The 26,726-nt window shown below is 58.8% G+C and carries 31 protein-coding genes; 11 read left to right on the top strand and 20 right to left on the bottom strand.

All coding sequences use genetic code 11. The features are described from left to right. Complete coding sequence (gene fabF, locus BLU85_RS15515; protein ID WP_092200878.1) at positions 1-1,287, top strand: beta-ketoacyl-ACP synthase II; 1,287 nt, start codon at positions 1-3, stop codon at positions 1,285-1,287. A 136-nt stretch (positions 1,288-1,423) separates the two neighbouring features. Here the strand turns inward: fabF and BLU85_RS15510 are convergent, their stop codons facing one another. The 3 genes from BLU85_RS15510 to BLU85_RS15500 form a co-directional block, all read right to left on the bottom strand. Continuing rightward, positions 1,424-1,987, bottom strand: a complete 564-nt coding sequence (locus tag BLU85_RS15510; protein ID WP_092200881.1) for a cytochrome b — start codon at positions 1,985-1,987, stop codon at positions 1,424-1,426. Between the two features lie 105 nt (positions 1,988-2,092). Further along, entirely contained in the window at positions 2,093-3,547 is a 1,455-nt protein-coding gene (locus tag BLU85_RS15505) for an aldehyde dehydrogenase family protein (RefSeq protein WP_092200884.1), read from the bottom strand. A gap of 38 nt (positions 3,548-3,585) precedes the next feature. Further along, positions 3,586-4,959: an aspartate aminotransferase family protein gene (locus BLU85_RS15500; RefSeq protein ID WP_092200887.1), complete on the bottom strand. Its 1,374-nt coding sequence runs from the start codon at positions 4,957-4,959 to the stop codon at positions 3,586-3,588. Here BLU85_RS15500 and BLU85_RS31165 point away from each other — a divergent pair. From BLU85_RS31165 to BLU85_RS15485, 4 genes are all read left to right on the top strand, one after another. Then, positions 4,958-5,206, top strand: coding sequence for a hypothetical protein (locus BLU85_RS31165; RefSeq protein WP_139207933.1), 249 nt, complete (start codon positions 4,958-4,960; stop codon positions 5,204-5,206). The two genes, BLU85_RS15500 and BLU85_RS31165, sit on opposite strands and share 2 nt — an antisense overlap. Beyond that, positions 5,175-6,143 (top strand): helix-turn-helix domain-containing protein, encoded by a 969-nt coding sequence (locus tag BLU85_RS15495; protein ID WP_092200889.1) that lies wholly within the window; start codon positions 5,175-5,177, stop codon positions 6,141-6,143. Before BLU85_RS31165 ends, BLU85_RS15495 begins: the two co-directional genes overlap by 32 nt. A gap of 58 nt (positions 6,144-6,201) precedes the next feature. Further along, positions 6,202-6,942 carry an IclR family transcriptional regulator gene (locus BLU85_RS15490; RefSeq protein ID WP_092200892.1) on the top strand — a complete coding sequence of 247 codons (741 nt, stop codon included), beginning with the start codon at positions 6,202-6,204 and terminating at the stop codon, positions 6,940-6,942. Between the two features lie 193 nt (positions 6,943-7,135). Continuing rightward, complete coding sequence (locus tag BLU85_RS15485) at positions 7,136-8,584, top strand: APC family permease (RefSeq protein ID WP_092200895.1); 1,449 nt, start codon at positions 7,136-7,138, stop codon at positions 8,582-8,584. Positions 8,585-8,816: 232 nt separating this feature from the next. Here the strand turns inward: BLU85_RS15485 and BLU85_RS15480 are convergent, their stop codons facing one another. Genes BLU85_RS15480 through BLU85_RS15450 form a run of 7 tightly spaced genes read right to left on the bottom strand, consistent with a single transcriptional unit; the run spans position 8,817 to position 13,299 of the window. Then, positions 8,817-9,668, bottom strand: coding sequence for a DNA cytosine methyltransferase (locus BLU85_RS15480; RefSeq protein WP_092200898.1), 852 nt, complete (start codon positions 9,666-9,668; stop codon positions 8,817-8,819). Continuing rightward, positions 9,629-9,829, bottom strand: coding sequence for a Com family DNA-binding transcriptional regulator (locus BLU85_RS15475; protein ID WP_092201096.1), 201 nt, complete (start codon positions 9,827-9,829; stop codon positions 9,629-9,631). Before BLU85_RS15475 ends, BLU85_RS15480 begins: the two co-directional genes overlap by 40 nt. Positions 9,830-9,831: 2 nt before the next feature. Continuing rightward, a complete protein-coding gene (locus tag BLU85_RS15470; RefSeq protein ID WP_218190016.1) occupies positions 9,832-10,341 on the bottom strand; it encodes a DUF4376 domain-containing protein in 510 nt (169 codons plus the stop codon). Continuing rightward, positions 10,335-11,279, bottom strand: coding sequence for a glycine-rich domain-containing protein (locus tag BLU85_RS31235; protein WP_218190015.1), 945 nt, complete (start codon positions 11,277-11,279; stop codon positions 10,335-10,337). The genes BLU85_RS15470 and BLU85_RS31235 overlap by 7 nt, the downstream gene beginning before the upstream one ends. Then, positions 11,279-11,824: a phage tail protein I gene (locus BLU85_RS15460; RefSeq protein WP_092201099.1), complete on the bottom strand. Its 546-nt coding sequence runs from the start codon at positions 11,822-11,824 to the stop codon at positions 11,279-11,281. Before BLU85_RS15460 ends, BLU85_RS31235 begins: the two co-directional genes overlap by 1 nt. Then, the gene (locus BLU85_RS15455) at positions 11,817-12,938 is read right to left on the bottom strand and encodes a baseplate assembly protein (protein WP_092200901.1); all 1,122 of its coding nucleotides are present in this window, start codon (positions 12,936-12,938) and stop codon (positions 11,817-11,819) included. Before BLU85_RS15455 ends, BLU85_RS15460 begins: the two co-directional genes overlap by 8 nt. Then, positions 12,922-13,299, bottom strand: coding sequence for a GPW/gp25 family protein (locus BLU85_RS15450; protein WP_092200904.1), 378 nt, complete (start codon positions 13,297-13,299; stop codon positions 12,922-12,924). Before BLU85_RS15450 ends, BLU85_RS15455 begins: the two co-directional genes overlap by 17 nt. Before the next feature lie 107 nt (positions 13,300-13,406). Here BLU85_RS15450 and BLU85_RS30565 point away from each other — a divergent pair, with 107 nt between their 5' ends. Beyond that, complete coding sequence (locus BLU85_RS30565) at positions 13,407-13,838, top strand: hypothetical protein (RefSeq protein ID WP_139207935.1); 432 nt, start codon at positions 13,407-13,409, stop codon at positions 13,836-13,838. A 25-nt stretch (positions 13,839-13,863) separates the two neighbouring features. Here the strand turns inward: BLU85_RS30565 and BLU85_RS15440 are convergent, their stop codons facing one another. Genes BLU85_RS15440 through BLU85_RS15420 form a run of 5 tightly spaced genes read right to left on the bottom strand, consistent with a single transcriptional unit; the run spans position 13,864 to position 19,043 of the window. Further along, entirely contained in the window at positions 13,864-14,397 is a 534-nt protein-coding gene (locus BLU85_RS15440) for a phage baseplate assembly protein V (protein WP_092200910.1), read from the bottom strand. Further along, complete coding sequence (locus BLU85_RS15435; protein WP_092200913.1) at positions 14,394-15,446, bottom strand: phage late control D family protein; 1,053 nt, start codon at positions 15,444-15,446, stop codon at positions 14,394-14,396. The genes BLU85_RS15440 and BLU85_RS15435 overlap by 4 nt, the downstream gene beginning before the upstream one ends. Further along, positions 15,434-15,640 (bottom strand): tail protein X, encoded by a 207-nt coding sequence (locus BLU85_RS15430; RefSeq protein WP_092200917.1) that lies wholly within the window; start codon positions 15,638-15,640, stop codon positions 15,434-15,436. Before BLU85_RS15430 ends, BLU85_RS15435 begins: the two co-directional genes overlap by 13 nt. Beyond that, a complete protein-coding gene (locus tag BLU85_RS15425) occupies positions 15,640-16,521 on the bottom strand; it encodes a phage tail protein (protein ID WP_092200920.1) in 882 nt (293 codons plus the stop codon). Before BLU85_RS15425 ends, BLU85_RS15430 begins: the two co-directional genes overlap by 1 nt. Further along, the gene (locus tag BLU85_RS15420; protein ID WP_092200923.1) at positions 16,521-19,043 is read right to left on the bottom strand and encodes a phage tail tape measure protein; all 2,523 of its coding nucleotides are present in this window, start codon (positions 19,041-19,043) and stop codon (positions 16,521-16,523) included. The genes BLU85_RS15425 and BLU85_RS15420 overlap by 1 nt, the downstream gene beginning before the upstream one ends. Positions 19,044-19,064: 21 nt before the next feature. Between BLU85_RS15420 and BLU85_RS15415 the strand changes: the two genes are divergently transcribed. Continuing rightward, a complete protein-coding gene (locus BLU85_RS15415) occupies positions 19,065-19,325 on the top strand; it encodes a hypothetical protein (RefSeq protein ID WP_092200926.1) in 261 nt (86 codons plus the stop codon). Positions 19,326-19,384: 59 nt separating this feature from the next. Here the strand turns inward: BLU85_RS15415 and BLU85_RS15410 are convergent, their stop codons facing one another. After that, entirely contained in the window at positions 19,385-19,699 is a 315-nt protein-coding gene (locus tag BLU85_RS15410; RefSeq protein WP_092200930.1) for a phage tail assembly protein, read from the bottom strand. A 157-nt stretch (positions 19,700-19,856) separates the two neighbouring features. Here BLU85_RS15410 and BLU85_RS15405 point away from each other — a divergent pair, with 157 nt between their 5' ends. Further along, on the top strand, positions 19,857-20,150 hold the full coding sequence (locus BLU85_RS15405) for a hypothetical protein (protein ID WP_092200933.1): 294 nt from the start codon (positions 19,857-19,859) through the stop codon (positions 20,148-20,150). A 61-nt stretch (positions 20,151-20,211) separates the two neighbouring features. Beyond that, a complete protein-coding gene (locus tag BLU85_RS15400) occupies positions 20,212-20,418 on the top strand; it encodes a hypothetical protein (protein ID WP_092200936.1) in 207 nt (68 codons plus the stop codon). A gap of 59 nt (positions 20,419-20,477) precedes the next feature. Here the strand turns inward: BLU85_RS15400 and BLU85_RS15395 are convergent, their stop codons facing one another. Beyond that, positions 20,478-20,843, bottom strand: a complete 366-nt coding sequence (locus BLU85_RS15395) for a DUF6124 family protein (protein ID WP_092200939.1) — start codon at positions 20,841-20,843, stop codon at positions 20,478-20,480. A 1,171-nt stretch (positions 20,844-22,014) separates the two neighbouring features. Here BLU85_RS15395 and BLU85_RS15390 point away from each other — a divergent pair. Together BLU85_RS15390 and BLU85_RS15385 are read left to right on the top strand one after the other, a co-directional pair. Continuing rightward, positions 22,015-22,758 (top strand): abortive infection family protein, encoded by a 744-nt coding sequence (locus BLU85_RS15390; RefSeq protein WP_092200942.1) that lies wholly within the window; start codon positions 22,015-22,017, stop codon positions 22,756-22,758. Between the two features lie 72 nt (positions 22,759-22,830). Further along, the gene (locus tag BLU85_RS15385; RefSeq protein WP_092200945.1) at positions 22,831-23,703 is read left to right on the top strand and encodes a hypothetical protein; all 873 of its coding nucleotides are present in this window, start codon (positions 22,831-22,833) and stop codon (positions 23,701-23,703) included. A gap of 64 nt (positions 23,704-23,767) precedes the next feature. On the opposite strand, the gene BLU85_RS15380 is transcribed toward BLU85_RS15385, so the two are convergent. The 3 genes from BLU85_RS15380 to BLU85_RS15370 form a co-directional block, all read right to left on the bottom strand. After that, positions 23,768-24,652 (bottom strand): DUF5677 domain-containing protein, encoded by an 885-nt coding sequence (locus BLU85_RS15380; RefSeq protein WP_139207938.1) that lies wholly within the window; start codon positions 24,650-24,652, stop codon positions 23,768-23,770. A 127-nt stretch (positions 24,653-24,779) separates the two neighbouring features. Beyond that, positions 24,780-25,304 (bottom strand): phage major tail tube protein, encoded by a 525-nt coding sequence (locus BLU85_RS15375; protein WP_092200951.1) that lies wholly within the window; start codon positions 25,302-25,304, stop codon positions 24,780-24,782. Next, positions 25,305-26,726 carry a phage tail sheath subtilisin-like domain-containing protein gene (locus BLU85_RS15370; protein WP_092200954.1) on the bottom strand — a complete coding sequence of 474 codons (1,422 nt, stop codon included), beginning with the start codon at positions 26,724-26,726 and terminating at the stop codon, positions 25,305-25,307.

Raw genomic sequence — 26,726 nt, 5'->3', positions numbered from 1 at the left:
ATGAGTACTCCCGAAGGTCAAAAACGAATCGTCGTCACAGGGGTTGGCATTGTCGGCCCCTTGGGTTGCGGTGTAGAACAGGTATGGCAACGGTTGCTGGCCGGCCGCTCCGGCATTCGTGTCCTGCCTGGAGATATCACCGAGGGTACCGGTGTCGCCGTGGGCGGCCAGGTGCCGTCGTTGGAGGAAGATGCCAGCGCTGGCTACGATCCCGAGCGCGTCATCGCGCCCAAGGATCGCAAGAAAATGGATCGCTTCATCGAGTTTGCGCTGGTGGCCGCCCATGAGGCCCTGGAGCAGGCGGGCTGGCACCCGACTGAAGCCGTCGACCAGGAGCGGACCGCGACGATCATTTCATCGGGCGTGGGTGGGTTTGGCGCCATTGCCGATGCCGTACGCACCACCGACTCGCGGGGGCCGCGTCGGCTGTCACCGTTCTCCGCACCGGCGTTTCTCGCCAACATGGCGGCCGGCCACGTTTCCATCCGGCACGGCCTCAAAGGCCCGCTCGGTGCACCGGTAACCGCCTGTGCGGCCGGCGTCCAGGCCATTGGCGATGCGGCCCGGCTGATCAGGAGCGGGGAGGCGGACATTGCCGTTTGCGGCGGTACCGAGGCGGCGATCGATCGCGTGACCTTGGGTTGTTTCGCGGCGGCCAGGGCGCTCTCCACCGGTTTTGCCGACCGCCCGCAGGAAGCTTCGCGCCCCTTCGACCGTGATCGCGACGGCTTTGTCATGGCCGAAGGCGCGGGCTTGTTGGTGATCGAGTCGCTGGAGCACGCCTTGGCGCGTGGGGCCAAACCCCTGGCGGAGCTGGTCGGCTATGGCACCAGCGCCGATGCCTACCATCTGACGGCCGGCCCGGAAGACGGCAACGGCGCCCGCCGAGCAATGGAACAGGCGCTGCGCCAGGCCGCAGTCAGCCCAGCCGACGTGCAGCATATCAATGCCCATGCGACGTCTACCCAGGTCGGCGACAGCGGGGAGCTGACGGCGATTCGTTCGGTATTCGGCACTGACTCCGGGGTGGCGATTACCTCGACTAAATCGGCTACCGGCCACCTGTTGGGCGCGGCCGGGGGCATTGAAGCCGTTTTCACGGTATTGGCGCTGCGTGACCAGATCGTGCCGCCGACCCTCAACCTGGTTCATCCTGACGAGGCCGCCGCTGGGCTTGACCTGGTCGGCCTGAAGGCCAGGAAGATGCCGATTAACCATGCGTTGTCGAATGGGTTCGGGTTTGGCGGGGTCAATGCCAGCGTGTTGTTTCGTCGTTGGGAGGCATGAATACGGGTAGCGCGCCTGGCACCGGCCGTCACGCACTTCAACGGTGGCGGTTCCCGGGCTGGCAGTCACTACCGATGTGTAGACGCAGAAGCAGGTCATGCAAGGCGTTGGCACTTTTCGCCAACGCCTGATCGAGTCACAGCATGCGGCGCAGGACATCGTTTCGAGGGTCGCGGTCATAAAACCGGTGCTTCAAGGCACCGGCGACATGCACCAGGATCAGGCCGAGAAGGGTGTAGGCGAGCACTTTGTGCAGCCATTGGAAGACCACGAACCAGTCGTCATTCTTGCCCAGGAGCTCCGGAAGGTTCACCCCAAAGAAGAACACGCCGTCGCTCATCGTGTAGGTGCTCGACATCGAATAACCCATCAACGGCACGATTACCAGCAGCGCGTACAAGGTACGGTGGGCGAGTCTTGACGAAACCCGCTCATACCGTGCCAGCGTCTCTGGCGGTTGCGGCAGCCTGGCCGTTCTCACCCGCATGACGATCTGGACCAGGACCACCAGGAATGCCAGCACCCCGAAGGATTTGTGCCATGGATAATAGAGCTCATATTTGCTCGCCACTTCGTCAGCCAGCCCAGTCATGTGCCAGCCCGCCCAGAGGAGGCCAGTGACGAGCACGGCGCGCACCCAGTGCAAAATTCGCAGGGACGTCGGATACCGATCAATTGTTGTTTGATTTACCGGATTCATCACAGTCTCTCCATCGATCATCGGAGCCAGGGGAATGCACGTTTGAACGGCCACCCTCTACGACACAGGGGCGTGGAGGATGGACGGGGGAGTGCGGGTTTACTCTTAGCCAGGCAGCAGCACAGTGATCACCTTCTCCTCGGTGTAGGCCAGTGCGCCGCTGAATCCTCCTTCCCGGCCAATGCCGCTGGCCTTGACGCCGCCCCAGGGCAGGTTGGCGTCCAGTGGGCTCCAGCAATTGATGCCCACGGCCCCGGCCTTCACCGCCGCGGCGACGCGATGCGCTCGTGCCAGGTCGCTCGTCCAGACCGTGGCGGCAAGGCCGTAGTTGGAATCGTTGGCCAGCGCGACAGCCTCTTCTTCGCTGTCGAACGTGATCACCGTGCCGACGGGGCCGAAGATCTCGTCCTGGGCGATCGCCATGTCATTGCGGGCGTTGGCGAAGATGGTCGGCCGGACGAACCAGCCCTGTTCAGGGTTCGATACCCCGCCGGCCAGCAGGGACGCACCTTGGTCGATGCCCAGTTGGATGTAGCGGTTGACGCGATCCAATTGGGCTTTCTTGGCCACCGGCCCCATCTGCACGCCGGGTTGGCGGGGGTCGCCCACCTTGACCGCGCGCGCGGCATCGGCCAGTGCTGCGGCGAAGCGATCGGCGAGGCCACGTTGGACCAGGATGCGCGAGCCGGCCGCGCAGACCTGGCCCTGGTTGGCGAACAGACCGAGGGAGCAGCCGAATAGCGCGTCGTTGAAGGAGGCGTCGTCGAAGACAATCTGCGGGCTCTTGCCGCCCAGCTCCAGGGCCACGCGCTTGAACAGCACGCCGGCAGTGCGCTGGATCTCGCGTCCGGCTTCGGGGCTGCCGGTGAAGCTGATCTTGTCGACATGGGGGTGTTCGCACAGGGCGCGACCCACCTCGTTGCCATAGCCGGTGACAACGTTGATCACGCCATCGGGGAAGCCGGCTTCCTGGGCCAGCGTTGCCAGGTGCAGCGCCGACTGTGGCGTCTCTTCCGACGGCTTGATGACCACGGTGCAGCCTGCCGCCAGCAAGGCGGCGAGTTTCCAGACCGTGATCATCAGCGGTGAATTCCAGGGAACGATGGCACCGACCACGCCCACTGGCTCGCGTACCGTGTACGAGAGGGACTTGGTGCCAAAGTAGCCACCGGAGGGAATGGTCCGCCCCTCCAGCTGGTTGGCCCAGCCGGCGGAGGCGCGCAGGTTGGCGACCGCATTGGGCACATCCAACCGGCGCGGTTCGATCGGCGAGCGGCCAATGGCGTCGGCGTCCATATCGGCCAGCACGTCGGTGTCGCGTTCCACCAGGTCGGCCAGTTTCGACAGCAGTCGAGCCCTCCGGGCACCGTCAAGCTGGCTCCAGACGCCACGTTCGAGCTGGTGGCGTGCGGCTCCCACGGCACGGTCCACGTCCTCGACGGTGCCGCGGGCGCAACTGCCGTAGACCTGTTCCGTCACGGGGTTGACGAGGTTGATGCGGCGGCCGTCAGAGGCTTCGAAAGACGCGCCTGCGATGAAGTGTTTCAAGTGCTCAGTCATTTGGAAATCCACGAGTGATGTGCAGGAGTCGGGACAGGTCACGCATCGAGGGCGTCCAGGGCGTCGCCGAAGATGTCCAGGGCCTTGAAGAACAGCGCCCGTGAGATCGTCAGCGAGGGCATGACACGCATCACGTTGCTGTAGCGACCGCAGGGAATCATCAGCACGCCGTGGCTCAGCAGGTAACCCATGAGTTGGCCAATCTTTTCCGGTGCCAGTGGCGCCTTGGTGGTCGGGTCCGAGACCAGCTCGATCCCGATCATCAGGCCGCGCCCCCGGACCTCACCGACCAGCGGGCTGCCGAAGCCGCGAATACGCTCCTGTGCTTCGAGCCCCAGTGTGTGGGCACGGTTGAGCAGATCGAGCTCCGGGTCCTGGAGGATACTGATGTTGGTCAGCGCCACTGCAGCGGACAACGAGTTGGCGGCGAAGGTGTTGGGCATCGATCCGTCAGGAATCGCCACCGCCAGGTCCGAGCGCATGATCAGGCCGGCCATTGGCAGGTCGCTGCCGATACCCTTGCCAAAGGTGAGCATGTCGGGCTTCACGCCGGAGTGCTCGACCGCCCACATCTTGCCGGTACGTCCGGCGCCGGACTGCACCTCATCGACAATCAGCAGCGCACCGCTGCGGTCGCAGGCCTTGCGCAACAGTTGCAGGAACTCTGGCGAGGGCGGCACATAGCCGCCTTCGCCCTGTACCGGTTCCACGATCACGGCCGCCACGTCATCGGCGGCGGTGTAGGGGGTGTTCAGCAGGTAATCCACGTACTCACCGGCGATCTGCTCGGCGCTTTTGTGCGTGGTATCGAAGGGAAAACGGTAGGCATAAGGGTAGGGGGCATGAATGACGCCACCCATCTGGGCGCCATAGCCCTTGCGATAGGCCGTGCCTGTCGTCAGGGCACCGGAAGCGTTCCATACGCCGTGGTAGCCACCGTGGAAGGCGATGATCTGGTGCCGCCCGGTGACGCGCTTGGCGAACTTGATGGCCGCCTCCAAAGCGTCGCTGCCACTTTGCGTGAAGAACGTAATGCAGTCGCCGCGCAAGCCGTCGGGCGCGATCTCGGAGAGTTTGGCGGCCAGTTCGGTGCGCCGGGTGCTGTTGACCTCCAGGGCGTGCATCAGCACTTCGGACTGTTCGCGAATGGCTTGCACCACTTTCGGGTGGCAGCGACCCACGCTGCTGACGCCTACACCCGCGGACAAGTCGATGTAGGTATTGCCATCGGCGTCCTTGAAGGTCGCGCCGAACGCCCGGTCCATGGCCACGGGCATGCGTCCGCCACCGCGTGCCATGGATTCGGTACGCGCCGACAACGCCAGCGCCTCGGTGGTCCGGGGGCCGGGAATGGTGGAGGTAATCCGCGGGGCATCCGCGAAATGGAGGGCTTCAAGTTTGGCTTCGCTCATGACGGTCTCTCAGGATGTCGGTTTCAGTGTGCCGATCATCCCCGTGGGCTGTTCCTGGCCGGTAGCCCGAATCGGCACATGGATGGGCCGCCTGGCGCGTCAGCATCGGAGCACGGACATTGCTCAAAGAAAATTTGCAGAATTCTCTTTATGTGAGAATATCGCTCGAGAAGGCGATCTAAAAAAGAAGAATATCGGCCGAGGCTTTCGTCATCATGAAAAACCAGAACATCAGCCATTTCCATGACATCCATGTCCACGCCGCCACCGTCCAGGAGTGGAGCCAGGATTACAACCAGTTGACCGCTGGTACGGCTGAGAGCTCACTTATCCAGCTGACGACGGCGCGCTGCCACGTGTTTCGCGAGCAGATCAACCAGCGTGTCGTGCAGCACGGCGTGGCCCCACGGGGCAAGATGTGTTTCGCCGTGCCGATCACCGTTCCGGGTTCGATCCGGATGCAAGGGCGGGAAGTGGATGACAGCAGCCTGTTCTTTCTTCATGGTGGCGAGGAGTTCATGTTCCATATGCCGCTGGGCATGGAACTGCTGGCGATCACCTTCGAACGGGAGTTGTTCGAAGACGCGTTGGCGCAAACCGCGTCGGCCAGGGAAATCGCTCAGTTGCTGCGTCAGCCGGTGATCAAGGTGTCCACTCAACGCTATGCCGAGGCTCGCCGTCGAATGCTGGCGGCGTTCTCCCAGGCGCTCTTGAGTGAAGAACTCGACAATGCGCAAGACCGGGAAGTGGCGCTGGAGCAGACCATGCTCGGCGAGCTGCTGCAATTGATGACCGACCCCGCCTGCGACAAGCAGCAGCGCACGCCAAGTTCCACGCGCAGCTACATTGTCGAAAAATGCCACCGCCTGGCGACCGCGCAATTGAACAGCGTGCCCAGCGTGGACGAGTTGTGCCAGCGACTCCAGGTCAGTCGGCGTACGGTGCAGAACAGCTTCCGCTCGGTGACCGAGACGACGCCGGTCAATTACCTGCGCTCCGTGAGGCTGAACGGTGTGCGCCGAACCCTGATGTCCACCCCCGCGACGCATCTTTCGATTGGCGATGCCGCGGCCCAGTGGGGCTTCTATCACCTCAGCCATTTTGCGGCGGAGTACCAGGTGCTGTTCGCAGAGTTGCCGTCCCAAACCGCGCGTGCTGCCATCGGCGGTTGCGCCCTTGCTTGAGCCTTTGCCCGCTGCACCCGGCAGCGGGCGGGCTGGCCTGCACAAGGATGTCGAAAAGATGAATAGCCTTCGCCGTCTGCTCAGGGTCTTTGATTTGTTCCGCCCTGAACAGCCGGTCATCGATGTGGACGTGATTTGTCGGGAGCTCGGCTACACGCCCGCCACTGCCTATCGTTATCTGCGCGAGCTCGGCGACGCGGGGTTCTTGAAGCGATTGCCCCGCGGCTACGCACTCGGCCCACGGATCGTCACGCTGGAGCATCAGATGGCCCGCTACGATCCATTGCTGGCCTGCAGCCGGGGCCTGGTGGACAAACTGGTGGCCGACACAGGCCTGGACGCACTGGTCAGCGAATGGCATGGCGACTCAGTGGTCAACGTGTTGATCCAGCGGGGTTCCGACGCCGGCCCCGTGGGTGGCGATCGGGGGAGGCCGATCGATCTTTTTCACAGCGCGACCGCTCGGGTCGTATTGGCCTATCTGCTGCCGCGCCAGATCCGCCGCATCTATGACGTCCACGCGAAGCCCGCCGAAGTGCTGCATCAGGGGTTGGCGTGGAAGCCGTTCACCAAGGGGCTGCTCGCCATCCGCAAGCAGGGCTACTGCATCAGCGAAAGCGAGCTGTACCCGGGGCGCAGTGGCGTCGCGGCGCCGATCTTCGACGAAAAGCGCCGAGTGCTCGGGAGCATGACCCTGGTGGGGCGTAGCGAGCGGTTCCATGCGTTCCACCAGGGCTACCTGTGCGACCTGGTCACCGGCGCGGCGTCGGAACTGACGGCGCGTATCGCCTTGCAGTAAGGCGAGAGCAACTGGACGGCTGGCTTTTTCGGGGGGAACACGCCGATGACCGATTTGGGCTAATGGGGCGTTCGTGGGCAAGCATAGGATCGAGTCCAGCGTGCGACACGAACAATAACGCCATCCGGTGACGGCGAGGGATTGACTGCACCGATCCTACAGCGACTGCCTCATACAATAAGGTCAAGAAAACATGAGTGTACCTCTCCCGGTCAATAGCTCCACGGAGCTCAAGCGTGGGGCCCTGGGTATCGGCTTCATCATCTTCTTCGTGGTTTCGGCGGCGAGCCCCTTGAGCGTCATCGCCGGCGGCTTCCCTATCGGCATCATGCTGGGCAACGGCGCCGGCACACCGGCCTTGCTGCTCCTGGCCTTGCTGGTGTTACTGGCGTTTTCGGTGGGCTACACCACCATGTCCCGGCACGTGACCAATGCCGGCGGTTTCTATGCCTTCACTTCTCGCGGCCTGGGTGGCCTGGCCGGTGGTGCGGCGGGGGTGCTGGCGATGTTCGCCTACAACATCCTGCAAGTCGGGCTGTATGGCATGTTCGGGGGCGTGGTCAGCGGCACGATGGAAAGCGTCTTCGGCCTGGTATTGCCCTGGTGGTCGTACTCGCTGATGGCGATGGCGAGCGTCGCGATTCTCGGCTATCGCAAGATCGACCTGTCGGCCCGGGTGCTGTCGGTCATTGTGATCGCCGAATACCTGGCGATCCTGCTCCTGGATTTCGCCATTCTCAGGACCGGTGGCGACAGCGGGATCAATCTCGACGCGTTCGATCGCAGCCATGTGTTCAGCGGCACGCCGTCCATCGGCTTGCTGTTCTGCTTCGCGGCGTTCATCGGCTTCGAAGCCACCACCATCTATGGCGAGGAGGCCAGGAACCCGCAACGCACGATCCCGATTGCCACCTACTGTTCGGTTTTGCTGATCGGCGGGTTCTACGCGCTGTCGGTCTGGTCGATGGTGATTGGCGTGGGCGCGGACAAAATCGTCTCCACGCTTCAGGCCTTGCAGGACCCGACGACATTTATCTATGGCATGTCAGACCACTTTGTCGGCCCGCACCTGACCCAGGTCATCCGTGTGCTGTTCATGGTCAGCATCTATGCCGGGCTGCTGGCGTTCCACAACGCCGCGGCGCGTTATTTCTATGCCATCGGGCGTGACGGTTTGCTGCCCAGCCGGTTGGGCACCACCCACCGCGTGCACCAGAGCCCGCACATGGGTTCGGCATTGCAGAGCCTGATCTCCGCCGTGGTGGTACTGATGTTCGCCGCCATGGATGCCGATCCGATCCTGCAACTGTTCGCCTGGCTGTCCAACCTGGCGACGCTGTGCGTGATTTTGCTGATGGCACTGACGTCCGCAGCGGTCTGGGTCTTTGCCCAGCGCCACCCCGAACTCAAACTGGGGTTCTGGCGTGGGCGGATTTTCCCCGGCTTTTCTTGCGTGGCCCTGCTGGCTGTCCTGGTCATTGCAGTGGTGCATTTCGATGTGCTGACCGGCGCCAGCAAGGCCTTGTCATATGGCCTCTGCGCGATCATTCCCGTGGCCTTGCTGGCGGGTGTGTTTTTGGCGGCGCGACTGCGCAAGGTGGCACCGCAGCGGTATTTGGGGCTGGGGAGTCATAAGCTATAGGAGCCTGGCGCTTGGCTCATCGTCGACAGTTGCAGAGACGCGTCGATCAACAGTGGAGTGGGGGTAGGGGCTCACCTTGTATTCAACAAGGTTCAACCAGATGATGCCGAGCACGAAAAACTAGGGCTCGGGGGCGAGGTAAATAGGGTTTAGGTTTTTTGCGTGTGGTGCAAGGGAATTTCGAAAGTTGAGGTGGTGGTTGGCGGGGACGATGTCCCCGCTGTCTTGGTTGTTAGCCTGCTTTGATTAGCTTTTCGGCAATCCATTGCGCGATTTGCGTAACGACGGCGTTTCCGGCAGCGAAAGCCTCTGCAAGGTTGGCCGCATCCAGTCCGAGGCAAAGCCCATCATTTTCAGACGTTCGCTGCCGCTCAGCCATCTGATGCCATCCGTTCGGGTGAGCGATGAAAGTTGTACAGCCCATAGCGATTTGTGAGCCTGCTTTGTTTGCCAATAGAGTATTGGCAGCCCATGCATCCGCTGGCCGTGGCCACTGGATCTTGCTAGACGCTGGAGGTATTGCTTCCACTGGCGCAGCGTCAGCCAGCAGCTCGATGGGGGGCATTCGTCGATGACCTGCGACCAGGAATATGCGACGACGTTGCTGGGGGACTCCGAAATATTGAGCATTAAGCACCCGCCAGCATCCCACATACCCGCATTGCGCAAGGGCCCCGATGACTGTTTCAAAGTCTTGGCTATCGTTGATAGCGAGCAGGTTAACGACATTCTCAAGCACCACCCAGCGAGGTTGTGTCTCTTTGAGGATTCGTATGACTTCCCAGAACAGACCGCTTCTTTGGCCGCGCAGGCCTCGGGTGTCTTTGTTGTTGGGTCTTGAGCCAGCAATGCTGATGTCCTGGCAAGGGAATCCGGCGGTGAGGACATCGACGGGGCTGAGGTTGTGGGCGCCGCAGTGGCGCACGTCTTCGAACTGGGTGGCGTGTGGAAATCGGTCGGCAAGGACAGCCCGGTTGGTGGGGTTGAGTTCCACTTGCCAGGCGGTGCGGTAGCCTGCGTTTTCGAATCCGACATCAAAACCTCCTATGCCTGCGAACAGGCTTCCAATGGTGGGCTGGGGCATGTCTGCTCTTTTGTGGGCAGATGCTCAGGGCATTCGGATAGGAGGCTCGGGGCCTTCAGGTGATTGAGTGTCCGGCAGCGCGGGCACTTGATTTGTAGTTCGGTGAAACTGCGAACGGTGGCGAGTTTGCGGTGGCACTCGCCACAGCGTATTTCCTGCATGGTTATGTCCCCTGCGCCGCGGGCCATCCGTGGTCGAGCATGTCGACCTTGTAGGTGCCTTCTGCCAGTGCTGTCAGCAACTGACACTCGCGGTCGAAACTGGCTTGGACATGCGTGCGTACCGCGGTGGCGATGTCGATCAGTTGGGTGGCCGTTAGCGTGACCGGGCCGCTTAGGGCTTTCCAAACACACACGTAGGTTGGGTCGATGACGGCCGATAGCGCCGCGGCTGTGATTAAGGCTTGGCTGTCGCGGTGGGTATCGATATTCACGCCGTTGACGGTGATGCCTGCTGTTTCGTGCTGGTAGCGCACGCGGGCGATGTGTGCAGCATGGTCAATGGGCGTTTCACGTTTAGCCGTGAATATTCCATCCGCATACTGCATGCCTGGCCGTGTGTCGTCAGGACAGGTTATCCATACAAGAGATGGCGGGAATCTGTCTTGCGGGTCTATGTTCGTCACTTCGGCGACTGTTGCGTTTTCTATTCGTGCCCAGGTGCTGGTTACCATTGAATGGTCACCTGTCCATCTGCGCCATCAGGGGCGGCACCGCCGCCTCGTCCTCCGCCCCCATGTCCCGGAGTCAGGGGCTTTACATCGTCTATCCACGAAGGCCCCGACGATCCGCCACCGCCAGCGCCACCGAGGAAAGTGGTACTGGTGGAGCCACCAATCGCGTGGCCGGCTATCCCAATACTATGGTTCTCGTCGCCACCATGACCCCTTCCCCCGTGTGCTCCTTTCCCGTTGATTAAGCCACCACCGCCCCCCGTGGCCGCTATGGCCGTACCGAATGATGAGGTGCCACCGTCGGTGCCTGTTCCCCCGTCAACTAAAGCGCCGATATCGCCTGCGCCCACTGTGACTATCACCGACGCTTTGTCACTGACATCGTAAAATCTTCGAGCTATCCCGCCACCAGAACCACCGGAGGGACCTGGGAGCGTTGTAAGTCGCGCACCACCGCCACCAGCGCCGATGACCTCTACCCAGACTTTGGTTACTCCAGAGGGTACTTCCCAGGTGTAGACCCCCGGCACTTTATAGACCTGCCGCCCCCGGAACGGGAACATCGCCGCGAGCATCTTAGGCGTCACGATTGTGCGGTTGTCGGTGCCGGCTCTGACCATGGTGGAAGTTGCGATCCGCGCGATGCCTGAGGTGCTTGTGGTCGCCTGAACGACTTTGGCGCCGATTGCTTGGAACACTCTGAGAGCGTTCATGGGTTTGTTGGTCTCAACCCCTTTTTCTGCTTCCTGCTGGCTGGCAAAGTTAATGCCTGAGCCGTCGAGGAAAGACTCTATTTTTTTCTTTAACCAGGACGTTCGGTTCGCCAATTGCTTGGCTTGTTGATTCGATATGCCCTCCGGCCCGCCTAGTACGGGATCGGAGGTTTCGAGCTGGTACACACCGGGTGCCCAATCTTGAGACTCGGGTAAATCGGCCATTAGCTGCTCCCATGGTTGTATTGGCCGTCGTAGCACGCGACTGCGTTGTAGCGGATGGCGACGGATTGATAGTCGAGCGACACCAGGCGACAGCGCGCCGGGGCGACGGAAAGAAGTAGGCGGCGCAGGAGCATCGCCTGGTCGTTGGTGATGACGCGCTTTAAAACGACCCGGTATAGCGACCAGATGGAGGGCTCGGTGCTTGGCTGCGCTTGTATCCCTTCCAAGAGGGTGACCTCGCCGAAGCCCAGCAGGCGGATGACTTCTCGGATTGCCCACGGTGTGCCTTTGAAGCGGTGCAGTTCACCGGCGCCTTTAATCAACTTGCGTTTGGCTTCTTCGGACTCGGCCAATTGCCAGGCGGCTTCGTCCAAGAGCGAGAACTGGTCGGCCAGGACCGGTAGTAACGCGGGTTTCACCAGGTCGATCAGATAGACCAGCATTACATTGAGATCAAGCTCGGCCAGTGCTCGGTTTAGTAGCTCGCATAACAGTGCGAAACGTTCATCGCCGGCCAATGCAGGTGGTAGAGGCTGATCAGTCATGGACCACCCCGGCATCGATTAATTGAATGGCTGAACAGTTTGCCCACTCATGGCCCTGCAACTCGCGTAGGTCTGCCGGCAGTAATAGATGGGCGCGGTACACCCCGGTCACTTGAAGCAATGCGGTGATTTGTTCCGGCACCAAGTCCCGACCGAGACTGGCGCGGCAATCGGCGGCATAGGTTTGTGCGGCGGCTTGTGCGGCTGCCATCGCGGTCGGGCGGTCTGCATTGGCGTAGAAAGTGATGTTGGCCTTGATCTGATAGTCGACTTCGGTGGGTGATAACACGTTAACCGTGTCACACAGCGGTCGGAGTTTTTCGCCGCTGACCTGGGCCCTAACGCGTTGGAGTAGGTCGTCTGTTGGCAGGCCGCTGGTGGTCAGCGGGAATAGCGCGACATGGCCGTCTGGTTGGCCTTCGTCTGGGCCATGGACGGCGACATCAACGATGGACTGGTGCACGGCCAATGTGTGGTAGCGATATGCGGCGCGGCTTCCTGCGTTACTGAAGGCTTCGGGGGCCAGGATGATGCGCTCGCGATAGCGGTCATCGTCTTCGTCTTGGGCGCCGTGGGCGGTGGCCGTTGTGTTGCTTGCGGTGAGGCCTGCCATCGGCGGATTACCAAGGGCACTGATCTGGCCGGCGGTCCAGCCATTGCCTTGTTCGCCAACGGTCAGGCAGGTGGCGGTGACTGTCACTTGGGTAGTGCCGGCGGCCAGGGTCACGTCTTGGTCGGTGATGAAGGTCAGCTTGACGTCTTGAGTATTTACCCGTGTACCCATTGGGATCAGTAGCGGCTGTATTGCCGGCATGGGCAGGCTGAAGCGCAAGGTGCAACGGGCCGGCTTTGCCAGCAGTCGGGGCGTGGCGACCAGTTCGCCGAGGTAGTCGAGGATGGGGCCGCGGGCGAAGCGCACCAGCAGCTGTTCACCGGCGTGTTGGATGCTCATCTGTAGCCGGGACACGGCGTAGGCAATCTGGTCGATGTACAGCCGTTCGATTTGGGCGGGGTACAGGGTTTTGCCGGATTTCTGTTCGTAGCGGGCGATCAGTTTCGCCTCGAGCTCTGCCGGGTCGATTTTGATGAACTCGGGTTTAGGCAGCTCGCGCATAAGGCACCTCGGTCAATTGGAGAATCTGGCCGGCGATGCCCCATCGCACCCGCACGATGATCTGTTGCGCATTGATCAGGATGTGGACCTGGACCACCGAGATACGCGGTTCCCAGCGGCTGATGGCATCGACGGCTTCGCGGACCAGGTGTGGGGTCACGCGGTTGGTGGGCCAGTCGAGGTACAGGTGCAGGTCGCTGCCGAATTCCGGGCGATGGGGGTCGCTGCCTTTGGGGGTGGTCAGGATGATGCGAATGGACTGGTCGATGTCACGCAAGCCCTCGACGACCTCGCCGGAGGTACCGAGGTTGGGCTGCCAATGGGCGGCGGTGATACTGGTGTGGGTAGTGGGCGTTGTCATACACCCATGATGTGTGAGCTTGAAAGAGACGGCTTTTAATCAGCTTTAAAGAGGCAGAAATGTTGATACCATATTAATATCAAGGACAAACCGATAAGGACTTCAAAATGCCAGCAGATTCCGAGAGTGTTAAATGCGCCGACTGCGGAACGAAGCTGAATCAGCGTGCAAGCGAGCCTGACCGAGACCCTTGTTCTAAATGTGGCTCGAGGAAGCGAATCGTTGAACTTGAGCTTTCAGATACCGTTGATTCTCCCGTCTTCGAAATGCTAGATGGGAAACTGAAGCAATCTAATCTGAGTGGGAAAAAGAAACAGAGGCTCCATTTCAAATCCGGCCAAGAACTTAGCGTTCGTTTGGGCCGATATGTGAACAAGGAACGAGTGCTGGACAAAGACAATGATCGCTACCTGGAAACTGTGACTGACCTGCTCACCGGCGAAGTTCTAAGGCATTGCGACGAGCCTTTATCCGAGCATCAGGGGCGTGGATCGGCAAAGTTCAAGGCCGTCCCCCCACCCGCTGCGAGTGATGAATAGGAATCCGGTAGCAAGGCTCGGGACTTTAATGGCTATGGTGATTTGAATTGCCACGGGTATCCATAATTGATCCCGTAGATTCAATGTCTCCGTTTACTCGCAGGTCCCCGTTCAAGGTAACCTGCGAGATATCCAACGTCACCGAAGATGCTTTCACCACCACGAGCCCACCTGCCTCAATCGTAATGTTCCTTGCACACTTCATAACCAACGCCCCTACGCATTCCAATCTCATCACCCCAGCCGCACGGTCATAAGCCGAAACCGTCCCATCACTAAACCGCACATAATCCGTATCCTCATCCCCAACCGGAGGCGGTTCAGCAGTTGAATAGATCCCGCCCAGGTACACGCCGCCCACCCCATCCGCATCAAGCAACACCGCAACCTGTTCGCCCAGTTCGGGCATGAGTGGGCGGCGTTTGGTGCCCTGGGTATTGCGTTGAGGAATGTTGAGCCAATAAGTCTGAAGACCATCGCGGTCTTCCAGGCGGACGCGGATGCGGCAGTTTGGATAGTCGATGGCGCTGACTTCGCCGTAGGCCAGGTCGATGCTCATGGGGTTTGCTCTTGATTGGTCGTGCGGACGCGGCACACGTGTTTGTCGACGGTGTAGCCGCCAATACGGGTGATGCGGTGGTGGGATGAGGTGATGAGGTAGTGGCCGCCGAGTTGGCCGGCCGCGGCCAGGGTGACGACGTTGCCGCTGACCAGGTTGGGTCGGCCCATGGCCGCCCAGCTGCCGGTGGTGCGTTCGCGGTTGGCTTTGGCCCGTTCTGCGTTGGCTTTCGCTTTGGACTCTTCGGTGGAGGCGCTGCGTTTGCGGCTTTTTTGGGTGTCGCCGCTGGTGGTGGTTTTGCTGATGCTGCTGGGCACGGCGACGGTTTCGCCGTTTTCGATTGTGTAAGTAAGCAGTTGCTTGTGGGCGGGGTCTTTGTGTTTGAGCTCGATGGCTTGGGGGACGCTTTTGATTTGGTCGCGCAGGTTCACTCGGCTTAAGTCCTGGAGTATCAGGGTTGCTACCGGCGCGGCGTTGGCGAGCTGGCTAATGGCGTGAAAGACCAGGCGTTGGCCGGTGATTTTGAAGGCGTAGTCGTACTCGGCGGCGAGATTACGCAGGAAGGTCAGGTCGGCGTCTTGCTGGGTCAGCCGATCGAGTGGGATCGGTTGGATGTTGCCGACCAGTTGCAGGCCTTGGCGGGTGGCGATTTGCTGGGCGATGGCGGCCAATGTGGTGTTTTCGTAAGCGTGGTGTTGTGTGGTGCGCAACGCCGTTTTGATGCCGGTGGCCAGGCCATGGAGTGTGATGGTCGAGGGTGGGCAGTTGAGTTCGATTTCGTCGATTTCGAAACGGCCGAGGGCGCGCAAGGGCTGGCCTTCCCAGCCGATGGACAGTTCCAGGCTGTCGCCGTGGCCTGGGTACCATTGGTCACGCCACTGGCCTTGGGTGTCTTCCAGCTCGACCGCCAGGCTATCGGCCTGGCCGGTGAGGTAATCGGCGTAGGACAAAGACAGCAGGTGTTGGCTGACGTTACGGGTGATGTTGCGCTGCTGGTAGATGAGTACAAAGCGCGCCTGTGGCACCTGTTGGGGAATCATCGCATCCATGGCGGCAGGTCTTCTGTGGTGGGCTGCGGTTGCAATACAGGGATGGCGAGGGTGAGACCCGCGGGCAATATGGCGCTGATGGGCACGTGGGGGTTGGCCTGGACGATCGGCAAATAACGGTGGGCGTCGCCGTAATACCGCCAAGCCAATTGGTCCCAACGTTCGCCCTCGGTGGTGATATGCGCGATGAACATCAGGCCCTCCGGGTCAAGACTTGCGCGGCCAGCCCCGCCAATCGCGTGTTGGCTGCGTCCATGGTGCTGAGTGCCTGGTCCAGTGCTTCTTGGGAGGCGGAAAAGCGATCGAGGATGTTGCCCAGGTCAACAGGGTTCAAGCTGGCGCGTGCGCCCATGACGTTGCCGAGCACTTGCTCGCCCAGGCGGGATAAATCTGAGCCGTGGTCGAGCAACCCCGCGACGGTGGCTAACCCTTGCAGCGGCTCGATGACTCGCGCCGTGATGCCGAGTAGCTGCGGCACTTGGCCCAGGATCATGGCGGCGTTACCGTCCTTGACCGTGTGATAAAGGCTTTGGCCCGCCCTGAGCATGTTCGCTGCCGTTTTCGCATGGGCGATCACCTTTTGCGTGGTGCTGGGTGATGGCGTCACGCGGGTGATCCAGCCAGGTGAACCGCTATTGGCGGCTGACGTACCGCTCAGGGTGGCGTCGAGTAAGCCGGGGTGCGCGACTTTGCGCGTAAAGGTGCCGGTGTATTCCGCCAGATTGAGCTGCACAGTGGCCGCTTTGGTCTGCCCAGTCGCGGTGGCACGCCGCAAGGTGTTGCTGATGTGCCTGATGACATAGGCCCCCAGGTACTCGCCACTGCCCATGACGAACGCCAACGGCTGATGTTGGCTTTTGGCCTGGCGTAACGCCCGTAGGCGTTCTTCGGGGTCGCCGAGCATCGGGTGTAACTCGATGGTCAGGTTGCATTCATCCAGGCCATCGCCCATCCACTCCAATAACGGCTTGCCCTGGATGCGCGCATGCTCGGCCCAATCGGCCGAGGCGTTGTGTTCCATGCCGCTGATGCCGCCTGCGACGGTGAATTCAATATCGCCCAAGATGGCAAACATTAGGCGGTGACCTCATCGGCGGGGCCGTAACTGCGGCGGCGTTTGTCGTGCAGGTAGCGTTCCATCAGCCGCACCCATTCGGCATAACTGGCGTGTAAACCTTGGTTGATCTGGTCCATGCCGGCACCGCTGGGCAGGTTGATCTGAGGCGAGAAATGGAAGGTCATTGGGCCCGCGAATTCAGAACCCGCTACGGCTGACCTTCGGCCAGTGCCGCCTATCATGCTGGCCTGGGTCACCTGCGCGGGATTGGGCGGCGCCATATCCACCGCGCTTTGTGCGGCCATGCCGAGCGCGGCCTGACGAACCAAGCCCGCCTGGGCGCGGATACCGAGGGCTGCACCTTCACTGAGGTTAGCGCCGTAACCGATGAAAACCCGGCTGGGGGACTCAATGCCCAAGGTTTCGGTAAACCAGCCCTTAACGGACGACCCGATGCCCACGACACTGTCTTTGAGGGCGCCGGCCATGTTGCTGATGCCGTTGACCAGCCCTGTGACCAGCAGGCCGCCGAACTCGGTGAACGTGCCCGGTAGATCAATGCCCAAGTAAGTCATGACACTGGCAAAGGCGCGATAGAACCACCCGACCGGAGAGAAATTGACCAGTAAGCCGACGATGCCGGACAGACCACCGCTAAAGCTAGTGGTTACCTCGGCCCACAGACCGGTGAAGAACGTTTTGATCGGCGCCCAGTGCCGGTAAATCAGGTACGCCGCCAGCGCTATACCGGTGATCAACAACCCAATGGGATTGAGCATCAGTGCTCGGCCAAGCCACAGGACGGCTTGCCCGGCGAGTTTCAACCCGACCAACAACGTACCGCCAAGCATCTTGCCCAAGAACAGCGCACCGCGGGCGACCTTGAGCAACCCACCGCCGATACGGCTTAGCCGCGTGATGAGCGGCGCAAATGTTCCCGTCTGCCACAGGCCACGGAGCAACGCCCACTTGGCAGACAGTGCGGTGACGGTGGTGGTCATGGCCACGAACGGTGCCATGACCAGCTGGGCGCCGTAGGCCACGCCGATGAAGGCCAGTTTGCCGAGCAGCAGGCCCCCCACCAAGCCGACCACGCCGCGAATAAGATCTGGGTGCTGTTCTGACCAGGCCGAAAACGAGCGCATGAGTGGCACCACGGCGCGGCTGACGTCGACGATGGCGGGCAATAGCGCGCTGCCGACTGAAAGGCCGATGTCGGTCAGGTTGTTGCGCAGCTCTTTCAATTGCTCTTTGGAACTGCCCATGCGCTTGGCCCAGTCCTGATCGAGCAGGCCCTGGTCGGCGGCGCTTTTACTGCCTTGTTCGATACTGGCCAGATCCTGTTGATTCGCCAAGACGGGCCGGATAAAGGACAGGACTTGCTGATCAGCAAATAACGCGCCGAGCTTATAGGCTTCATCGAGCCGGGCCAGTGCCGTCTGCCGTTCTTGTTCGTCCTTGATGTTCAGCGCTTTGCCGTACTCGGCGGCTGCGGCCGGGGCTTTTTTGCCCAGGTGGGCGGTAAGGATGTTGAGCATGGCCTGCGCGGGCGACAAACCCTCGCTGACCAGGTTTTTTATACTGCCCTTCAGGTCGATACCAGCCTTTTCAAAAGCCTTGAGTGTTTCCGGTGCCGTGAGTTTTGAAAGGAAGTTTTTGTAGTTGTTGGCGGCCTCATCATTGCTGCCGGCCCCGCGCCGGGCGATCTGCAGCGAGGCGCCGATCTCGGCCACGGCGCGCTCGCCGGTAATGCCCAAGGAGGCGAACTGGGGCGTGAGCTGCGGCAGCCATTTGGCCATGTCGGCCAGTTCGAACTGACCGCTTTTACCGGCAAACGCCAGCATGTTCATGGCGCGCTCAAGGCCTGCCGCGCCAATGCCCAAGTTGTCGTTGAGCGCGATGGCGACCGAGCCCAAATCTTTCATGCTGGCGCGGGTGGCGGTGGCCGTTTTTGCCATGACCGGGGCGTATGCGGTGAGCTCTTGCAGGTTGTCGAGGCCGCCGGCGATGAGGATGGCGGTACCGTTGGCGATGTCGGTTTGGGTCTGGTTCCACCTGAGCGCCGCACCACGCATGGCCGCGCTCAGGCGCTGTTCTTGCGCTGGGTTGAAGCCGCCGGTGATGGCGATGTCGCGGGTCTGGTCCTGGAAATCGACCGCTGTATTGAATGACTTCATCACGGGCGCACCCAACGCTACACCGGTACCGATGACCTCCATGGCCTGACCGCGCAGCTCACGGCGGTTGCCCTTGAGCGCCGCACCGCGCTCGATACTGGCGGTGAGGCTGTCTTGCTTGGCTTTGAGTTGGTCGATGGTGCTGCCCAGCGAGTCGTACTGACGACGCAGGTTTACCAGGCCAGTGCCGCCGCGTGCCAGGGACGCCGACAGCGCGTTGCCAATGGTCTGCTGCTTGACGGTGAGGCCATCGGTGGCCCGCCCGAGCTGCTGCACAGTGGATTTGGCTGAGCCGAAGGCCGCATTGAAACTGCCTGAAACAACCCCACCGATTTTTAACCCCAACAGGACTTCATTCGCCATGGATCTTGCTACGCTTTGGGCATGATTGAAAAAGCCGCGCTACGCACCGCCCGCACTGTTTACGCACTGACCATCAGTACCGGTGTGATCTGGCTTGCCTGGCTGTGTCTGGTGCATTTGCCGTTATGGGCGGCGGTGTTGGCGTTCTGTTTTGGGCTGCCGTTGCTGGCTTTGATGGCCGCCCCTTTGGCTGCGGGCGGCGCGTTATTGGCCGGCTTGGGGGTGAGCGTTGTGACGCTGATCAGCCACTGGCTTTGTCGGCCAGTTCGAGCCGACGATTGATCTCTCGTTCACACACCGCCACCCAGCGCCAGTACTCCAGCATGTCGAGCTGGGCGATCTCAGACGGCTGCATCCTGAGTACCAGCAACAGCGCTTCGTCCCAGGACTGCAGCAAGGTCACGTGCGGCTGCCATTTCCCGCAACACCTCGGTGGCTAGGCGGGAGTCGGCGATGTCGAACTCGCCGAGGTCTTCGAGCGTGATGCTGAGCATCTTGGCTACGAGCAGATCTTCCATGGCGCCTTCATCTTTGGTCACCGCTTGAGCCGCGGTGATGTCTTTGCGTTTGAGGCGTTTGATGGGCAGCGTCGAGATCTGCTCACCGCTGGCGCTGTTGAAGGGGAATTTGAGGGGGAAGCTGAGTGTGTCGGCCATCGTTATGCTCCAGGTCGATCGGTGAGATCGGTTGTTCTTCGTTGAGCCCTGATGGTGACGGTGCGCTTGGATACTGGCTTTTAATCGGATTTAAAGAGAGGATTCAGGCTGCTTTGGAAGACGGCAACCAGACCAATACACAAGGAGAAATGGAATTATGAGTGAGTCGAACAAAGAAAAATTTAATGATTTGATTACTCAGATAATGAGCAAACTGATCGATGCTTGTCCTACGCCTATTGGCTTGAGTGCGGAGGATTTCGGCTTCCCGGCAGGCCGCCTGGATCCTCACGACGGGTATTACGTTGAAACACCTGACGAACTATTTTTGAATGCCTGCGTTCGGTGGCTCAAAGATGAAGAGCTTATCCGTGGAGGGGACGAATACGTCGTGACGGGCCATGGCCTGGAAGTGTTCGATAGCCTGCCCGCCTGCCTGAACATGCGTTGATGGCCGGAGACCGTTCCCATAGCTATGGGAATGATTAACCCTTGCTACGACCGGAGAACGGATGGAAGACGAAATCACGATAGAAATTGATGGCGTGCAGCACACCGCTTTGTACAGCGTGTTCAATGACACCTTAACGGTGTCGCTGCCTGACGGAAGCCAACGTTCCACGGAGCTTCGTGGGCTTAGCCCAGTCAGTGCCGCGAGGGTTCACCTGCGTGCTTACGTTGGCCGTGTTGCTGAACAGAAGAGGCAAGAGACCCTGTAGTTCTTGCTGATCTTCTGTTGTGAGGGCGCTTGCGGCGCCCCCGCAACATTACCTGGCGACTACCCAGGTAGTTTGTGGTTATCCAGTACTCGATTGACCGCTAACTCACCCAACATGATGACCCGTTGCAGCACCAGCATCGTTTGGCGTCGTGGGCCGTCCGTCAAATCGGTGAGGTCGCTGACCATCACGCTGGCGGATGCCAAGGATTCGCACGCCTCAACGAGCAACGTTTCGTCATCCACCGCTGCGTCGATGGTGAAGATCGTGCTGGGCTTACGGGGCTGTATCTGCGTTTTCGTTGCCCCGGGGTTGAGGTAGTGCTTGAGCGCGCGGTCTGCCGCCTCTTTCAACTTTTCGGGGTCGAGAGAGTCGCCGTAGAGTACCGAGTCGATATTCGGGGGGTTGGGAGTAACCTTGAACATATAACTAATTCCTCAAATGGGGCCGCAACCGTTCTCTACTAAAAGAAGGGTGGCGGCTGTGCGCAGGTTAGTAGACCGGTGGAATTAGCAAACCCGGCGCGCCCAAGGGCGCCCTGCGCACAACCACCATCAAGTGCAGGAATAGAATGACCTGACTGAATGGTACTTATGCACGTTACTAACACCGTCCGGGCTACTAAACCCGACCACTGATGGGAAGTGGCAGGTAAACGATAGAGGCCAGAGACAAAGCGCACAAGCCAGCGGATTCTGACGCATGCGTAAGTAAGGACGCAAGGTCTCGTAGCCTTTAGGGCGTAATGTGGAATGTATTTAAACGTGTCACGCTGGATATGTTTACGGCAATTAAACGAGTCGAGTTTTCGTCGTTATTTCTTGAAACTGTATTGCTGCAAATACAGTGTCTTATGGAACGCTCCGGCCTCATCGATATTAAACGAGATCCTGCCGTAGATAATACGCTGGCGCATACTTTGAGGAATTTACCTACATTTGCCCGCAGCAACGACGTGCTTTCTCGGCAGAGGGCTTTAGGTTGAAGGCAGTTGTCTTGGGCGACTGGCTTCGGCCTTCGACCGCTCTTGATGGGCTTTGAAGGATGCTGGCGGAGGGAGGCAGCTGTACGAGGTCTCCAGCAAAGAGGCCGACCTTGATGCAGTCGGCTGAACCCTCGCACAGCTACCATAAGTAGCCGGTTTGCTAAAAAGACGGCCACTGCACGCCGGAGTAGACCGGAGAACTGGGCATCACCAGAGCGCCTAGGGGCTCAGCGTACAGCGCCATCAAACATCGGGCGGAGCGACCTGTTCTTCATCAGAGGCACCTTAAGTACTACTGCAGGCCGCTCCGCTCGGTCACCGTGAGCGGTGACGGGGGATAAGATACCGGTGGACCTAAGGATACGCTGCCGGGGGATTCTGCAGTCTGTGTAGGCAACGGCTATCGGGGCTGTAGCCTCTCTGTAAATCTGGATATCCCGACGATCGCCTGGCGAAACAGCCGGCCGATTCGATCTGGAGTTATGTACGGTTGTCTGAACAAATCGTCTGCTTCGCAAGCCAATCCGTCAGTTACGCGCAGCGGTGATTCGCACCACGGTCTGCTATGCTGCAAGCACTTTCAGCTGCCACGAATCGCCTATAGGTCAACGATGCATCCTCTCTCAGAAGAAGCAGAATCACTGCAAGGAATTTTGATTTCGCAGGCCACTGGAGGTAATGAAAACGACATTGCATACCTGAAACTACGTCAGGTAATTATGGCCGACGTAACGCTCGCTACGATGGTTCCGCGATTCGTGCGGACATGCAGGAGTCTCAGTCAATTCTGGCAATTTATAAAAGGCAAATACGGAACCTATGCTGAACGTAGGGACTATATTTGGGAAGAGTTTCGCCCGCTACTCGACTATGTCGAAAGAGCTGGAACGTCCCCAGCGGACGATGTTGTCACGGGCGCTATTGAAAGGTTCGACTCAGAGCATGTGAGGGCGGCTTGGACCAAATCGTTGGAGCGACGAGCTATTGATCCTGAGGGCGCTATTACGATGGCCCGAACGCTTTTGGAATCAGTCTGCAAACACATCCTTGAAGCAGCTGGCCTGGAATATACGGACAGTCCAGATCTTAACAAGCTCTATCGTCAAACGGCAGAGTTGTTGAACCTTGCACCTTCTCAGCATACGGAGCAGGTTTTCAAACAGATATTAGGTGGCTGTACAGCCGTTGTTGAAGGACTTGGCGCGCTTCGAAATCGTCTAAGTGACTCACACGGCACGGGTAAGTCCGGTGTGAAACCGGCCCCGCGGCATGCGGAACTTGCCGTGAATCTTGCGGGCTCTCTCTCTTTGTACCTATTAGGAACCTGGGAAGCCCAATTGCCTAATCGGTCGTGAGGTGGTTGTGTGTCTTGTGGGCGAAAATTGCCGGTCAACGCGGGGAAAATTTAACTCTACATCTGGACAGTCATGAAAAAGCTAGGTACAGCCTTCGATACATCCTTGCTACCACAATACGCCATGTCTGCTGCATTTACGGAACGTTTCCTTATCGCTGCGCATAGAGAGAGTGTTCCAATTGAGCGCAGCCCTAACAGTGAAGGTGTAAAATTCGTCGATGCCAGTGAACTAGAGGTAGATCTTTTAACATACTTCACAGAGAACAAGGAAGCCTTCCGGGAGGAGTTTTCCAGCGAACTGAGAAACAGGCTTCCAGGGGATATTTTTACTTTGTTTTGTGAAGTCCTCGCCTTAGAGTGGTTTGACGGTATGAGCAAGCGCAAGGGCGGTCGGTGTCGGCGACTGAAGCGGTCAATCCATGATTATTTATGTGCACTGAATGGTAGTGATGCTAAAATTGTTCAGACAGATGAACTGCCCTTAGATGTAGCTCCACTGATCGACATTGAACATATCGCTGCCATTTTAACTGTCAACGATCAAATGATTTATCGCCATATTGAAGCATGGAAGCAAAGTCATCCAAACAGCGACATTATCAGTGATAGTGATGTTTTTCTTCGAAGGGGAATGTCGCTTAATGACAAGCTCAATGTTAGTGAGCCTTATCGTGAGAGGGATTTTATAAGCTCATATTCAATTGCTTTCAGTGCGCCAGAAAAATTCTCACAAATCAGGGATGAAACGCCAGTTCTTGTCAATGGAGAAATAACTCTATTTGCGGGTCGAATACTTTTTTTCTCTCCATTCATTCCCGGCATGGATGCTACCCAACTGGAGTTTGGGGTCATACCGTCTGTAATGCCTCAACCTATCAGCTATCAAGGATCTCATGGAGGTATTCACGAGTACATTATAGATCCAGCGCCATTCCATATATGAAGAAGGCTGGACGCTCAGCGGCGCCAGCCTGTCTATGTTAGATCAATACTTTTACAGGTGGCGCTTATACCGGATCTGAAACCGCCTTGTAGTATTCGTCTGTTAGCGCCTCATGCTCGTTGATTAAACTCCATAATCTCTCCCGAGCATCAAGGAGGCTGCCTTCTACGTCTTTGTTTTTCAATTTGATGGCAAGCCTCAGCACGGCATCAGCGTAAAGAAGCACTGCGTTAGTAGTCAAGTAATAAGCAAATGACGTTTTTTCGGCTTCAATGCTTTTAAAGATTTCTGGCTGGAGTTCTGGAGGCGTATGCTCAAAGAGCATATTATTATAAATATCCTCCGAAAAAGAATGCACTGAGTTGCAGGTTGGAGCATAGAGAATATGGTATAGACTTTCGAGCCCCACCGCTTTGAAGCGAGCACGTGCGTCCGACCACCCTTTGACTTTCGGATCTCGGAAAAGCGGAAGTAGGTCTTTGGCAAATTTTAGATTATCAAAAAAAGCTCTTGCTCGCTGTTCCGAGTTCTCGTCTTTAGTGAGCATGGCGAAATCGAGCCATTTTTCCGCCCTATCCCATGAGGAAGTCAAATAGCTTTTGAGAAGTGATTTGCCCCGCTTCGTATCAGTGTCTTCGTTGATGTACATTAGGTTTATAGTGTTTTCTAGGGCAATTCTGGACAGTGCTTCTACGGACGAATAAAGCTCGTTAGATAGCGAAAGAAGAAGACTACTATTGAGATCGGTTACGACATGTAGCAAGGTCTCGGTTTCAACCTTTAATATGAAAGGCAACGGATTATCGCGACCCACCTGTAGTTCATTAGCCCCTTTTATGATATTTTCGAGGCAGGAGTTAAGGGTAGGAAGATGTTTTTTGTGTTCGGAGTGTCGTGCTGAAAAGCGTTGCACGGACTTTATGAAATCTTCTGAGTTATCTTTTGACAATGACGTTAATCTCAATCTGTGCGATCTGGCCTGTCCTAATCGCTACCGATTTGTACTATATTGCTAACTCTCTAATTATTTCAACTACGAACATGTATTTATGTTTTAGCGCCCTATTGGGTAGGCGTTAAGCAACACCAAGATTCCGGTTAAATCTAGCAAGCTGATTCTCACCCCCCACCCGAAAAATATTCGCCAAATAATCCAACAACACCACCTCATCCCCATTGATCATCTGCCGCACGTAGGTCGCCGAAAACGGCGTCTCGTACTTCGTCGGATCTCGCGGCTTGTGCGTGCCCAACTGATACTCCTTCCCGGTAATGGTCATGGTCGTGACCAGCGGAATCTCATTCACCAGCCCGCCATTGTTGAACACCTGTACGTTTGAACGGCACTGCAACTGCACGCTCTTGAACGGCGTCACCAGCTTCTTGGCCGCCTCAAAGTACAAGCTGTTCCAAGTGATTTTCCCTTCCAGCTTGTCGATGCCATCCGGCAGCTCGATCAACCCGACCATGCCCAGCCCCTGGAAGTCGCTCATCACGGTTTTGATGGTGCCCAGGTCGATCTCCTCGCATTTGCCAAAGAAGCTGGTGCCATCGAGGTAGACGTTGGCATTGGAAATACGGTGTGCGCTAAAGCCTGCCATTTATGCAGCCCCCAAGTTGACCAGGTAGTCCCCGGTGATTTCGGTTTCAAAGGTGCCGCGCTCAAACGGCAGCGGTACGGTGAGTTTGTAGTTGAACAGTACGTGGCCCTGTTCCAGCTCGGTTTGTGGGTTGCGAGCCGGGTCGTACCAACATTCGCCGCCGAGTAAGGCGCCGTCGCCGATGAGTTTGCGCAGGAACAGGTTGACGCTTTCGGTGATGCTGGTGATCAGCGAAGTGGTGATGGGCTGGTCGACGAATTGCAATGCGCTGTAGCGGATGGATTCATCCACGACGTCTTTGGTGCGTCGCACGTTTTCGAAGTTGCGCATGTGGGTGACGGTCGGCCAAGCCGCGGTGCGGTTGCCCCATAGGCGTAGACCGCTGCCGAAGGAATTGAAGACGGTGGTGATGCCGTTTTCGTTGAGCAGGTTGACTTCGCTGTTCGAGTCATCGACCCGAGCAGTTAGCGGCCGCTCCAGGCCGATGACGCCGATCAGTTCCTGGTTGGAACTGCTCCACCAGTAGCCGTGGTCGTTGTCGACTTTGGCGCGCAGGCCGGCGGCGCGGATGGACAGCGGTTGCAAGCGTTCGCCGTGGGCGGGATCGCGGACTTTGATGTGCGGGTAGCACAACCGAACACGATCACTGCTGGTGTTGAAGTTAATGGCACCCGCTGGACCGCGCCCGGCCAATACCTGCTGCACGGTGGTGCCGATGGGCGCGTCGATGTAGGCGATGCCGCCGACCTGGCCGGCCGAGGCGCCCAGTTCGGCGGTCACTGCTTTCAAGGTGCTGAAGCCTGGGGCAATGAAAATTTTAGGAAAGAAGCCCAGTTGGTTATAGCTGTCTTGGAAGGCTTTCAGGCCGGTGCGCCGCCCGGCAGCGTTGACGGCGCCGATGATGTCCGTTGCGGTGACTTTGCTGGGATCGGCGTAGGTGTAGGCCACTTTGATCAGAGCGTTGGCGGCAATGTTGCCGGTCGGCAAGCGCCTGATGTGACCTGTGAGCCTGTCGGCTTTGTAGTCCACGCTTTCCAAGTAGGTGACCAACCCGTCGGCAGATTTTATTTGAAGCGTTTGCAGGGCGCCGTGTTCCAGTTGCAATTGATCGTTGGGGGCGAACTGTTTGTCTTGCTCGTCCACGGTGGTGCTGTGGAAGGCAGGATCGAGCACGTTGACGACCAGTACGGTGCCGGCGCTGAAGTCGAAGATGCCTTGCAGGGCTTCGGGGATGGAGAAGCCTGTCCTGTGCGGGCCGAACTGTGCGGCGTGGATGTCGTTAAGGCATAGGGTCAGTTCGTTGACGGGGCCAGTGGGCGCCGTGCCGATCACGGCGATGACGGCGGATTTGACCACTCGGATGGATCTGGGGCCGCGTTCGACTTCGGTGGTTTCGATGCCGTGTAGGTAGTTGGCAGGCAT

The sequence above is a fragment of the Pseudomonas sp. NFACC14 genome (assembly GCF_900106885.1).
Classification (GTDB): Bacteria; Pseudomonadota; Gammaproteobacteria; order Pseudomonadales; family Pseudomonadaceae; genus Aquipseudomonas; species Aquipseudomonas fluorescens_AA.
Note: the sequence above shows the minus strand (reverse complement) of the source record. Positions and strands in the feature narration are given on the sequence as shown.

Bases quoted from the DNA above. Each gene is read 5' to 3' on its own strand.
- BLU85_RS15375 (WP_092200951.1), bottom strand. From the start codon at position 25,304: ATGGCAGGCTTTAGCGCACACCGTATTTCCAATGCCAACGTCTACCTC.
- BLU85_RS15395 (WP_092200939.1), bottom strand. From the start codon at position 20,843: ATGTTCAAGGTTACTCCCAACCCCCCGAATATCGACTCGGTACTCTAC.
- BLU85_RS15420 (WP_092200923.1), bottom strand. From the start codon at position 19,043: ATGGCGAATGAAGTCCTGTTGGGGTTAAAAATCGGTGGGGTTGTTTCA.
- fabF (WP_092200878.1), top strand. From the start codon at position 1: ATGAGTACTCCCGAAGGTCAAAAACGAATCGTCGTCACAGGGGTTGGC.
- BLU85_RS15440 (WP_092200910.1), bottom strand. From the start codon at position 14,397: ATGAGCATCGACCTGGCCTACGGCGAAGTCAGCGCCATCGACTATCCA.
- BLU85_RS15500 (WP_092200887.1), bottom strand. From the start codon at position 4,959: ATGAGCGAAGCCAAACTTGAAGCCCTCCATTTCGCGGATGCCCCGCGG.
- BLU85_RS15470 (WP_218190016.1), bottom strand. From the start codon at position 10,341: ATGGTAACCAGCACCTGGGCACGAATAGAAAACGCAACAGTCGCCGAA.
- BLU85_RS15510 (WP_092200881.1), bottom strand. From the start codon at position 1,987: ATGAATCCGGTAAATCAAACAACAATTGATCGGTATCCGACGTCCCTG.
- BLU85_RS15460 (WP_092201099.1), bottom strand. From the start codon at position 11,824: ATGACTGATCAGCCTCTACCACCTGCATTGGCCGGCGATGAACGTTTC.
- BLU85_RS15505 (WP_092200884.1), bottom strand. From the start codon at position 3,547: ATGACTGAGCACTTGAAACACTTCATCGCAGGCGCGTCTTTCGAAGCC.
- BLU85_RS15405 (WP_092200933.1), top strand. From the start codon at position 19,857: ATGAGTGAGTCGAACAAAGAAAAATTTAATGATTTGATTACTCAGATA.
- BLU85_RS15410 (WP_092200930.1), bottom strand. From the start codon at position 19,699: ATGGCCGACACACTCAGCTTCCCCCTCAAATTCCCCTTCAACAGCGCC.
- BLU85_RS15480 (WP_092200898.1), bottom strand. From the start codon at position 9,668: ATGCCCCAGCCCACCATTGGAAGCCTGTTCGCAGGCATAGGAGGTTTT.
- BLU85_RS15455 (WP_092200901.1), bottom strand. From the start codon at position 12,938: ATGCGCGAGCTGCCTAAACCCGAGTTCATCAAAATCGACCCGGCAGAG.
- BLU85_RS15415 (WP_092200926.1), top strand. From the start codon at position 19,065: ATGATTGAAAAAGCCGCGCTACGCACCGCCCGCACTGTTTACGCACTG.
- BLU85_RS31165 (WP_139207933.1), top strand. From the start codon at position 4,958: ATGACGGTCTCTCAGGATGTCGGTTTCAGTGTGCCGATCATCCCCGTG.
- BLU85_RS15400 (WP_092200936.1), top strand. From the start codon at position 20,212: ATGGAAGACGAAATCACGATAGAAATTGATGGCGTGCAGCACACCGCT.
- BLU85_RS15490 (WP_092200892.1), top strand. From the start codon at position 6,202: ATGAATAGCCTTCGCCGTCTGCTCAGGGTCTTTGATTTGTTCCGCCCT.
- BLU85_RS15495 (WP_092200889.1), top strand. From the start codon at position 5,175: ATGAAAAACCAGAACATCAGCCATTTCCATGACATCCATGTCCACGCC.
- BLU85_RS15370 (WP_092200954.1), bottom strand. From the start codon at position 26,726: ATGCCTGCCAACTACCTACACGGCATCGAAACCACCGAAGTCGAACGC.
- BLU85_RS15485 (WP_092200895.1), top strand. From the start codon at position 7,136: ATGAGTGTACCTCTCCCGGTCAATAGCTCCACGGAGCTCAAGCGTGGG.
- BLU85_RS15385 (WP_092200945.1), top strand. From the start codon at position 22,831: ATGAAAAAGCTAGGTACAGCCTTCGATACATCCTTGCTACCACAATAC.
- BLU85_RS30565 (WP_139207935.1), top strand. From the start codon at position 13,407: ATGCCAGCAGATTCCGAGAGTGTTAAATGCGCCGACTGCGGAACGAAG.
- BLU85_RS31235 (WP_218190015.1), bottom strand. From the start codon at position 11,279: ATGGCCGATTTACCCGAGTCTCAAGATTGGGCACCCGGTGTGTACCAG.
- BLU85_RS15430 (WP_092200917.1), bottom strand. From the start codon at position 15,640: ATGTTCATCGCGCATATCACCACCGAGGGCGAACGTTGGGACCAATTG.
- BLU85_RS15425 (WP_092200920.1), bottom strand. From the start codon at position 16,521: ATGTTTGCCATCTTGGGCGATATTGAATTCACCGTCGCAGGCGGCATC.
- BLU85_RS15450 (WP_092200904.1), bottom strand. From the start codon at position 13,299: ATGACAACGCCCACTACCCACACCAGTATCACCGCCGCCCATTGGCAG.
- BLU85_RS15475 (WP_092201096.1), bottom strand. From the start codon at position 9,829: ATGCAGGAAATACGCTGTGGCGAGTGCCACCGCAAACTCGCCACCGTT.
- BLU85_RS15390 (WP_092200942.1), top strand. From the start codon at position 22,015: ATGCATCCTCTCTCAGAAGAAGCAGAATCACTGCAAGGAATTTTGATT.
- BLU85_RS15435 (WP_092200913.1), bottom strand. From the start codon at position 15,446: ATGGATGCGATGATTCCCCAACAGGTGCCACAGGCGCGCTTTGTACTC.